This window comes from Stenotrophomonas sp. STEN087 (assembly GCF_056759115.1).
This window is the reverse complement of sequence record NZ_JBRRCR010000119.1, coordinates 1-10079: the sequence shown is the minus strand read 5'-3', so window position 1 is coordinate 10079 and position 10079 is coordinate 1. Positions and strand designations below refer to the sequence as shown.

The 10079-nt window shown below is 68.6% G+C and carries 8 protein-coding genes; 4 read left to right on the top strand and 4 right to left on the bottom strand.

Going from position 1 to position 10079, the window contains the following annotated elements; all coding sequences use genetic code 11:
- Positions 1–184: 184 nt before the first annotated feature.
- Both ACVOK1_RS19310 and ACVOK1_RS19305 read right to left on the bottom strand, forming a co-directional pair.
- Complete coding sequence (locus ACVOK1_RS19310; RefSeq protein ID WP_481562970.1) at positions 185–1330, bottom strand: DUF3103 family protein; 1146 nt, start codon at positions 1328–1330, stop codon at positions 185–187.
- 201 nt (positions 1331–1531) lie between these two features.
- A complete protein-coding gene (locus ACVOK1_RS19305; protein ID WP_164075463.1) occupies positions 1532–2782 on the bottom strand; it encodes a DUF819 family protein in 1251 nt (416 codons plus the stop codon).
- Between the two features lie 180 nt (positions 2783–2962).
- On the opposite strand from ACVOK1_RS19305, the gene ACVOK1_RS19300 reads away from it, so the two are divergent.
- Positions 2963–3352, top strand: a complete 390-nt coding sequence (locus tag ACVOK1_RS19300; protein WP_481562969.1) for a VOC family protein — start codon at positions 2963–2965, stop codon at positions 3350–3352.
- A gap of 109 nt (positions 3353–3461) precedes the next feature.
- Here ACVOK1_RS19300 and ACVOK1_RS19295 read toward each other — a convergent pair whose 3' ends face one another.
- Entirely contained in the window at positions 3462–4748 is a 1287-nt protein-coding gene (locus ACVOK1_RS19295; protein WP_108769604.1) for a sensor histidine kinase, read from the bottom strand.
- Positions 4732–5442: a response regulator transcription factor gene (locus ACVOK1_RS19290; RefSeq protein WP_108769605.1), complete on the bottom strand. Its 711-nt coding sequence runs from the start codon at positions 5440–5442 to the stop codon at positions 4732–4734. The genes ACVOK1_RS19295 and ACVOK1_RS19290 overlap by 17 nt, the downstream gene beginning before the upstream one ends.
- 132 nt (positions 5443–5574) lie before the next feature.
- Between ACVOK1_RS19290 and ACVOK1_RS19285 the strand changes: the two genes are divergently transcribed.
- The 3 genes from ACVOK1_RS19285 to ACVOK1_RS19275 all read left to right on the top strand — a co-directional run bounded on the left by ACVOK1_RS19285 (position 5575) and on the right by ACVOK1_RS19275 (position 9803).
- Positions 5575–7278 carry an ArnT family glycosyltransferase gene (locus tag ACVOK1_RS19285; RefSeq protein WP_481562968.1) on the top strand — a complete coding sequence of 568 codons (1704 nt, stop codon included), beginning with the start codon at positions 5575–5577 and terminating at the stop codon, positions 7276–7278.
- A gap of 111 nt (positions 7279–7389) precedes the next feature.
- The gene (locus tag ACVOK1_RS19280; protein WP_481562967.1) at positions 7390–8157 is read left to right on the top strand and encodes a phosphatase PAP2 family protein; all 768 of its coding nucleotides are present in this window, start codon (positions 7390–7392) and stop codon (positions 8155–8157) included.
- Complete coding sequence (locus tag ACVOK1_RS19275; protein ID WP_481562966.1) at positions 8154–9803, top strand: phosphoethanolamine transferase; 1650 nt, start codon at positions 8154–8156, stop codon at positions 9801–9803. The genes ACVOK1_RS19280 and ACVOK1_RS19275 overlap by 4 nt, the downstream gene beginning before the upstream one ends.
- The last annotated feature ends 276 nt before the right edge of the window (positions 9804–10079 follow it).

Genomic DNA, 10079 nt, shown 5'->3' with positions numbered 1-10079 from the left:
GTCCGGTTGAGGGGGTGTGAGCGGCATGGATGCCGCGACCAAGCCCCCATGGACGGGTTTACGGCGTCCCCCTCAACCGGACCCACCCCGCCATCCCACCGAATGCCGCTTCGGCTCTTGATCTTGAGGTTGCCGGCCAGCGGCCGGCACTACCAGCAGGTGCAGGGCTGCAAGCCCTGCTGCCCTACTCCACCAGGGTGATGGGCGTGAGGGTGACCTTGGCGTTGTTGGCCGCCCCCATGCGATCGGTGTACGCCTGCCCACGCTGCAGCAGGTAGAAGCTGTCCAGGTAATCGATGTCGTTGGCGAACCAGGACGTCGGCATCGCCTTGAGGATCGCACCTGCGATGTCGGCGATCACCGCATACTCCGGCGCGAACGCGCCCAGCGCGGTCTTAACGCCCGTGGTCAGGGCCACCAGCAGCTCCTGGTAGTTGGTGTCGCCGTCATCCTCGAACAACTGCACGTTGGCCGCGTTGAACCGGTAGTTGCCCCAGATCACCAGCGCCTGCTGCGGGGTGTAATCGGTGTTGTCATAGTCCAGGTACGGCATGTCGACCGTGACCATCTCCGGCTCGGCCGTGTCGACCTGCAGGCCGGAAACGACAGCGAACACCTCCGCCGCGCCCAAGGCCCACGGCTCCTGGTCATCGGCCAGGCGGATGCGGTCCAGCCGGGTGATGTCCAACGACGCGCTGGCACCATCGGCGGCGATGCTGATGCGCTCGGGCGACTGCAGGCCGCGCGCGCGCAGCCCGGCGTTGACCAGGGCCATGCCCTCGGCCACCGAGCGGCGGGTGTCGACATCGACGATCAGCACGGGGAAATCCGGGGCCTGCTTCGCGTCCAGCACATGTGCACGGCCCTGGGCGTCGTAGGCGGTCAGCGTGGTCCAGTCGCGGTCATTGCCGCGCGGCAGGCTGGCCACCCACAGCTGGCGCGGCGCGACCGCATCCAGCGACGTGCCTTCGGGCACATAGGCACGCAGCTGCAGCAACGAGGGCCCCTGCTCCGGCAGGCCCTTGCGCAGCCGCAGCTGCCCGTCCTGCCGGGCCAGGCTGCTGCTGGCCAGCGTGCGCGCCTGCGGATCGAAACGCGTCACCACCTGCTGCAGCGCCACGCCGCGTTCCGGCGCCGCGCGCAGGGCCGAGCGTGCGGCGTCGGCGAAGCCCGGTTGTGCGATCAGCGCGGCGACATCGCGCGCACTGGCATCGGTGATCGCCTGCACATCGGCGGCCCGCGCCTGCAGCGGGGCCTGTGCCAGCGCCGAAGCGCTGCCCAGCATCAGCGCCAGCAGCGCCGACGCACGAAACATCCATTGATTCGTCATGAACATACCTGTCGGGAAAGCTGGCAGCCGCCAGCGGAGGCTGCGCCGCGAGCCCCCTGCTTCCCCACGCGACGCATGCCGCCACGCTACGTGGCACGCGCCCCACATTCCGTTATCCGCCGCACAGTTCCGGCAGCGGCAGGCACATGCGTCAGGCCGTGCAGCCGCCGAACACGGGCTCAGCGCTGCAGCCCCGCGTGATCAGGCGTTGGCCATCCACTTCAGGATCAAGCCGGTGACATAGGCCAGGCCGGTACCGGTGGCGTAGCCCACCGTGCCCAGCAGCACGCCCACTGGCGCCAGCGAAGGATGGAACGCCGCCGCCACCACCGGTGCCGACGCCGCTGCACCGATGTTGCCCTGCGAGCCGATGGCGAAGAAGAACAGCGGCGCACGCAGCAGCTTGGCCACCACCCACAGCACCAGCACGTGCGTTGCCATCCAGATCGCGCCGAGCAGGAACAGCCACGGCCGGTCCAGAAGCGACAGCAGATTCATCTGCATGCCGATGCAGGCGATCAGGAAATACAGGAACACCGTGCCCAGGCGCGAGGCGCCGGCGGCTTCCAGCCGGCGCGCGCGGGTGAAGCTCAGGCCCAGGCCCATCGCGGTGGACAGCAGGATGACCCAGACGAACTGGCTGTCCAGGCTGAACTGGCTGGCCCAGCTGACGTTGGCCTTGAACCAGCCCGCCAGCGGCGCCGCGATCGCATGGGCCAGGCCGACGCCGCCCAGCGCCACGCCGACGATGATCATCAGGTCGGTCATGCTGGGAATACGCGCGTTCTGCGCGTCATAGGCGCTGATGCGCGCCTTCATCTCGTCGATCGCGCGGGTGTCGGCGCCGTTGCGGGTATCGATCTGCTGCGCACGGTTGGCCAGGAACAGCAGGATGGCCATCCACAGGCTGGCGCAGGCCACGTCGACCACCGCGAACTGGCCGAAGGTGGTGGCGTCGGTACCGAACACCTCGCGCATGGCCACCATGTTGGCACCCCCACCGATCCAGCTGCCGGCCAGCGCGGCCATGCCGGCCCAGGTATCACCGGCCACCGTTTCCGGGTGGATCAGCTTCATCACCTGGAAGGAGACGATGGCACCGAGCATGATGCCGGCGGTACCGGCGCAGAACACCACGAGCAGTTTCGGGCCGAGCTTGGCGATGCCCTTCAGGTCGATCGACAGGGTCAGCAGGACCAGCGCGGCCGGCAGCAGCACGTCGCGGGCCACCGGGTTGTACAGCGCGGTGTTGTGGCCATCGATGACACCGGCGGTGTTGTAGATGGCGGGGATGAAGTAGCACAGCAGCAGCGCCGGCACCCAGGCGAAGATCTTCTTCAGCAGCGGGGTCGGGCCACTGGCGGCCCAGAAGATCAGGGCAAGGGTGGCGGCAATCAGGCCGAGGCCCACGATGTCGTTGCTGATCAGGGCAGTAGCGGGTTCGGTCGGCATGGGATCCTCTGTCGATCGAAAGAGCGGAAAAAAAACGCCGCAGGATGCGGCGCTGCCCGAGGTTAACATCGCCTTCACGCCGGGTCATGCTGCGCTGCTTGCTGCGGCTCCACGACCTGCGCAGAATTGCCCCATCCCCGACGTTCCATCGCCACCGGCACATCGCCATCGGAGCAGGTCATGCAACTGGGTGCTTTCTCGGTCAGCCTGTCAGTGAAGGATCTGGCGGCCTCGCGCGGGTTCTACGAAGCACTGGGCTTCGTGGTGACCGGCGGTGATGCCGCACGCCACTGGCTGGTGCTGCGCAGTGGCGGCATCGTCATCGGCCTGTTCCAGGGCATGTTCGAAGGCAATCTGCTGACCTTCAACCCGGGCTGGGACCAGTTCCGGCAGGAGCTGGGCGAGTTCCAGGATGTGCGCGAGCTGCAGGAGGCGCTGGATGCGCAGGGCATCGAGCTGACCACGCGCACCGATCCGGACGGACAGGGCACGGGGTATCTGCAGCTGGCCGATCCCGACGGCAACGTGATCCTGATCGACCAGCACGTGGAGCGCCCGAAGGGGCGGTGATTGCTCTGGCAGGCGTCGACCTTGGTCGACGGAAAGCGTGCCAACCAAGGTTGGCACCTACCAGGGTGATGACGTGCCAACCAAGGTTGGCATCTACCAGGGCGGTAGGTCAGCCGGGACGCGATGCACCGAAGTCGAGGGTGACCAGGGTGCCGCGCGGCTCGACGGGCTGCAGGTGCAGGGTCCAGCGCAGGTGCTCGCACAGGCGGGCGATCAGGTCCAGGCCGATGCCGCCGCGGTCGGCGCGTTCGCCACGGGCCATGCGCGCGTGGATGGCGGCGATCTCTTCCGGTGCCATGCCATGGCCCGGGTCCTGCAGGGTCAGCATCGCCTGCGCGCTCAGCCGCAGTTCGATGTGGCCCCGCCCGCTGTTCTCGATGGCATTGCGCAGCAGGTTGCCGATCGCGGCCTGCACCACGGCCAGCGGCGCGACGATGTCCACCGGTGCGGCCTGGATGCCGATGCTCAGGTCCTTGTCACCCAGCAGGTGGCGATGGTCGTCGACGATCTCCGGCAGCAGCTGGTCCAGCGCGATGCGCTCGGCGCGCGCGGCCAGCCGGGCCGGATCGCGGGCCAGCACCAGCAGCAGCTCGATCAGCTGCTCCACGCCCTGCGCGGTACGCAGCACGCGCTGCATCTGCTGGCGCGCGCGTTCGGGCAGCCCCGGTTGCTCCAGCGCCAGCTCGGCCGCACCGGTGATCACCGCGATCGGCGTGCGCAGTTCGTGGCTGGCGGTACTGATGAACACCCGCTCGCGCTCGACAAACTGCTCGTTGCGGTCCAGGTAATCGTTGAGCGCGTCGGCAATCGTGTGCAGTTCCGAACTGCCGCGCGGATCCACGTCGACGCGCTGGCCCTGCTCGCCCGGCCGCAGCGCACCGATGTGCTGGGCCAGCAGGCTCAGCGGGCGTACCACGCGTTCCATGCCGAACGAGGCCATCAGCACGGTGACGAACACCATGATGATGCCGGCCAGCATCACCCAGCGCGTGGCGAACTGTTCGAGGTCGTGGAAGTCGGAGATGTCCAGGGCCAGCGCGACCCGCCCCATCGTGCCGGTGTCGCGCACCATCACCGCCGTCTCGCGCTCACCCACCATCACCCCGTCATGCAGGCCCGGGTGCAGGTCGCGCAGGGTTTCCGGCATGTTCGCTTCGTCGAAGCGGTACAGGCTGAGGGTGTCCGAATCCTGCCAGTGGTACTGCGGTTCGTGCTCGGTGTGCTCGACGATGCTGTCCAGCTCGGAATTGAGCAGCGCGCGCCAGGCGGCATGCTCGGCATGCTCGTGCACGTAGTTGCCCACGCTGAACACCGCCAGCGAAATCAGCGCCAGGTAGCCCAGCAGCCAGCCGATCACACGCCGGTACAGCGGGCCCGGCTTAGGCGCTTTCTTCATCGCTTCCACTGCCTGCACTGCCACTGGCCGCCAACCGGTAGCCGACGCGCGGCAGGGTATGGATCAGCTTGTCGTTGAAGGGGCCATCCACGCTGCGGCGCAGTTCGTAGACGTGTGAACGCAGCAGGTCGCCATCCGGCGGCTCGTCGCCCCACAGGGCGAACTCCAGCTGCTGGCGGGTGACCGCGCCCGGGCTGGCCCGCATCAGCACTTCCAGCAGCTTGCGGCAGGCCGGGTAGAGATGCAGCGCCTGGCCGCCACGCTGGGCTTCCAGGGTCGCCAGGTCCAGCACCAGGTCGGCCACCTGCAGGCGCTTGCGCGGGTTGCGCCCCTGCGCGCGCGTCAGCAGGGCTTCCAGCCGCACCTCCAGCTCGGGCAGGGCGAAGGGCTTGGTCAGGTAGTCATCCGCACCGGCGCGGAAGCCGGCAATCTTGTCCGGCAGCTCGTCGCGGGCGGTCAGCATGATCACCGGCACTTCCGAACCCTGGTCCGTACGCAGGCGGCGCAGCACTTCCGGCCCTTCCATGCGCGGCAGCATCCAGTCCAGGATCACCGCGTCGTAAGGGTGGCTGGCGGCCAGGTGCAGGCCGGTGATGCCATCGGGGGCCACGTCGAGGACGTGCCCGCGCGACTCGAAATAGTCGAACAGGTTGGCCACCAACTGGCGGTTGTCCTCGATCACCAACAGGCGCATGCACGGAATGTCCACGGAAGTTCGTACCATGGTAGCGCTGACCATGTCGGAATGCGGTCGCCCTGCGCCCGCCTCCGACGCCTTTCCCACGCCCTGTTTCCGACAATGGCCGTTTTGCTCCCGGAGCCCGCTGTGCCCGTAGCCCTGCCCCGCCGCTGGTTCCTGCCCCTGCTTTGGGTGCTGATGATCGTCTCGCTGGGCGCCGGCATCGGCATGCGCCAGCCGCAGCCGCCGGACGAGCCGCGCTTCGTGCTGGCCGCGCGGGCCATGGTCGACAGCGGGGAATGGCTGCTGCCGCACCGAGGCAGCGAGCTCTACGCGGAAAAGCCGCCAGTGTTCATGTGGCTGCAGGCCGTCGCCCACCAGGTCGTCGGCAGCTGGCAGTGGTCGTTCCTGCTGCCCTCGCTGCTGGCGGCCCTGCTCAGCCTGTGGCTGGTCTCGGACCTGGCGCGACGGCTGTGGTCGCCACGGCACTCCCTGTACGCGATGGCGGCACTGTTCTGCACGCTGCAGTTCGGGCTGATGGCCAAGCGCGCACAGATCGACATGGTGCTGGTGGCGATGACCACCGTGGCCCTGTGGGGCCTGCTGCGCCATCTCAGTGAACGCCGCAACCTGCCGGCGCTGTGGCTGGCCGGCTTCGCCGCCGGCCTGGGCACGGTGACCAAGGGCGTGGGCTTCCTGCCGCTGCTGATGGTGCTGCCGTGGTTCGGCTGGTGGCTGTACCAGCGCCGCCGCGGGCAGGCCGTGTCCGGCCCGCACCCGGCCACCCTGCTGTGGCTGCTGCCGGCCTTCCTGCTGGGCACGGCGGTGTGGCTGGCGCCGCTGGGCTGGGCCCTGCTGCACGAACCCAGCGCATCGCTGCAGTCGTATGCGCACGAGCTGCTGTTCAAGCAGACCGGCACCCGTTACGCCAACGCCTGGCACCACCGCCAGCCGGTCTGGTACTACCTGCAGGTGATCCTGACGCTGTGGCTGCCCGGCAGCCTGCTGCTGCCGCTGCTGGCCAAGCCCTGGTGGCGCCGCCTGCGCCGTGGCGACCGCCGGCAGTGGCTGCTGCTGGGCTGGGCGCTGCTGGTGCTGCTGTTCTTCAGCGCCAGCCCGGGCAAGCGCGAGGTCTACGTGCTGCCGATGCTGCCGGCGATGGCCCTGGCCGTGGCCCCGCTGCTGCCGGGCCTGCTGCGCCGCCTGTGCGTGCGCCGCTACCTGTTCGGCTACAGCCTGGTGCTGATGCTGGCCACCGGCACGCTGGGCGTGATGATGATGACCGACAGCCACTGGGTGCAGGCCCAGCTGGCGCGACGGGCGATGCCCGATTCGCTGCTGCCGGTGCTTGGCAATGGCCTGCTGGTCTTCGCCATTGCCGTGGCCACGCTGGCGGTCTGGCTGCGGGTGCGTCGTGCGGCCCTGCTGGTGCTGCTGACCCACGGCATGCTGTGGATGCTGTACGGGCTGGTGCTGATGCCCACGCTGGATCCCTACGCTTCGGCTTCTGCGCTGATGCAGCGGGTCGGCAAGCGGATCGGACCGGATGCCGAGCTGGCCCTGGTGGCCTGGCGCGAACAGAACCTGCTGCAGGCCGACCGGCCGGTGCGTGAGTTCGGCTTCAAGCGCCCCTGGGCCGAGCAGTGGCACGATGCCGGCCCGTGGCTGGCCGAGGCCCCGGAAAGGCGCTGGGTGCTGGTGCTGGACAAGGCCATGAGCCCCTGCGTGGATCCGGCCCAGGTGATCGACATCGGCATCGCCAACCGGAATCGCTGGCAGCTGCTGCCGGGCAGTGCCTGGGACGCCAGCTGCCATGCCGAACGTGCCGGTGCATCGGAAGAAGAAGACTGAACGGTGGCTCGCTCCGGGGCCGCGTTAACCCGGCGCGAACAGATGTACGACCCTTCTCCGACATGAAGGTGACGAGCATGGCCGCGGATTCCTGCCATGGCCCCTTCCCGCATGCCCGCTCGTCCCCTTGTCCCGGCTTTTGCCTTCACGCCTTCGTGGCTGGCATCGCGTTTCGCACTGACGCACCTGCTGCTGCCGTTGACCGTCGGCGTTCCGCTGTTCGTCCTGTTGATGGGCTTTGGCGGTGACCAGTGGGTGGCCGACCACCTGTTCCGCCTGGAGGGCGGCCACTGGGCACTGCAGGATGCCTGGCTGACCCGCGCGGTCGTGCACAAGGGTGGCAAGTGGCTGAGCACCGCTGCAGCGCTGGTCGCGATCCTGCTGTGCTTCCACCACTGGCGCCGCGGCCGCGACCGCACCCTGCGCTGGGCGCTGCTGTACGTGGTGGCGGCGATGGCGCTGGGCACCGGCCTGATCTCGCTGCTCAAGGCGCTGGTGCCGATGGACTGCCCCTGGGACCTGCTGCGCTATGGCGGCCACGAGCCCTTCATCGGCCTGCTGGCCAGCCGCCCCGAGGGCATGCCCGTGCGTGCCTGTTTCCCGGCCGGCCATGCCAGCGCCGGCTACGCCTGGCTGTGCCTGTACTTCTTCGCCCTGCTCTGGCGCCCGGCGTGGCGCTGGGCCGGGCTGTGGATCGGCCTCGGCAGCGGCCTGGTGTTCGGCATCAGCCAGCAGCTGCGCGGCGCCCATTTTCTTTCGCATGACGTTGCCACGGCCTTGCTGTGTTGGCTGCTGTCGCTGGGCCTGTTCCTGATCACGGAGCGGCTGCTGGCCCGGCGCACGCTGGAACGTCCGACCCGCCAGGAGGCACGTGCATGAATGCATCGGTCCAACGTTCGCTGCGCCTGCCGGCACTGGCCAGCCTTCATCGCTGGCGCCCGCAGCTGTCCACCGAAGCGCTGATCGCGCTGACCAGCCTGTTCTTCGCGGTGGCCGGCAACGGCCTGTTCTGGCACAGCGCCATGGCCAGCCACCCCGGCAGCCTGCGCTACGCGCTGTCGCTGTTCCTGCTGCTGCTCGGCGCGCACGGCGTGCTGCTGGGCATCCTGGTCTGGCGCTGGAATGCCAAGGTGGTGACCAGCGTGCTGCTGCTGGTGACCGCCTTCGCCGCGCACTACATGAGCCAGTTCCACATCTACCTGGATGCGGACATGCTGCGCAACGTGCTGGCGACCGATCCGAAGGAAAGCCGCGAGCTGATGACGGCCTCGCTGGTCTGGCCGGTGCTGCTGCTGGCGGTGCTGCCGATGGTGCTGCTGTTGCGGGTGGAACTGCGCCGCCGCAGCTGGGGCCGCACCCTGCTGTGGCGCGTGGGCTTCCTGCTGGTGGCGGCGGTCACCGCCGTGGGTGGCGCGCTGATTTCGTTCCAGGATGTCTCGGCGCTGATGCGCAACCAGCGCGAAGTCCGCTATCTGGCCACCCCGGCCAACGTGCTGCTGGGCATGCCGCGTGCGCTGCGCGGCGACAACCCGGTGCAGCGCGCGCCGAAGCTGCCGATCGGCACCGATGCCAAGGCCACCCCACGCGCACCGACCAGCAAGCCGCGGCTGCTGGTGATCGTGATGGGCGAAACCGTGCGTGCGCAGAACTGGGGCCTCAACGGCGGGCGCAACACCACCCCGGAACTGGCGCAGGCGCCGGTGATCAATTTCCCGGACATGCATTCGTGCGGCACCAGCACCGAAGTCTCGCTGCCCTGCATGTACTCGCCCTGGGGCCGGCACGAGTACGACGAGAAGAAGATCCGCGCGCACCAGTCGCTGCTGCACGTGCTGAACCGCGCCGGCGTCACGCCGCTGTGGCGTGACAACCAGTCCGGCTGCAAGGGCGTCTGCGAAGGCCTTGATTTCCAGTCACTGTCCGACGCGACAACGCCCGGCCTGTGTGCGGATGGCCGCTGCATGGATGAGATCCTGCTGCAGGATCTGGCCACGCAGGTGCGTGCCAAGCCGGGCGATCGCGTGGTGGTGCTGCACCAGCTGGGCAACCATGGCCCGGCCTACTTCGAGCGCTATCCGGCGGCTTTCGCGCGCTTCAAGCCGACCTGCGATACGCGTGACATCGGCCGCTGCTCGCGCGAGGAGATCGTCAACAGCTACGACAACGCGGTGCTCTACACCGACCACTTCCTGAGCAAGACGATCGGCACGCTGCAGGGCCTGCAGGACTACGACACGGCGATGATCTACCTGTCCGACCACGGCGAGTCGCTGGGTGAGAAGGGCCTGTTCCTGCACGGCGTACCGTACGCGATCGCTCCGGCCGAGCAGACCAGCGTGCCGATGACGATGTGGTTCTCGCCGGGCTTCGCCCGCAGCCGCGGGCTGGACCTGCAGTGCCTGCGCAAGCGTTCGGCGGCGTACACCGACCACGACAACCTGTTCCCGTCGGTGCTGGGGCTGATGCAGGTGAAGACGGCACTTTACGAACGCGACCGCGACCTCTTCGCCGGCTGCGAGAGCTGAGGGGTTGTGTTCTGGCAGGGCTTGCAGCCCTGCACCTGCCGAATCACCGTCAACGTCAAACGCCTGCATTCCGTGGGATGGCGGGGTGGGTCCGGTTGAGGGGGACGCCGTAAACCCCCCTCCGGGGTCCGGCCCAGCCGCTGGCGGCTGTGCGTTCGGGCGCTCGCGAAGCAGTGCTTCGCAAGCAAAGCGCCCTCACCCATGGGGGCTTGGTCGCGGCATCCATGCCGCTCACACCCCCTCAACCGGACCCACCCCGCCTTCGACAGACCTCCG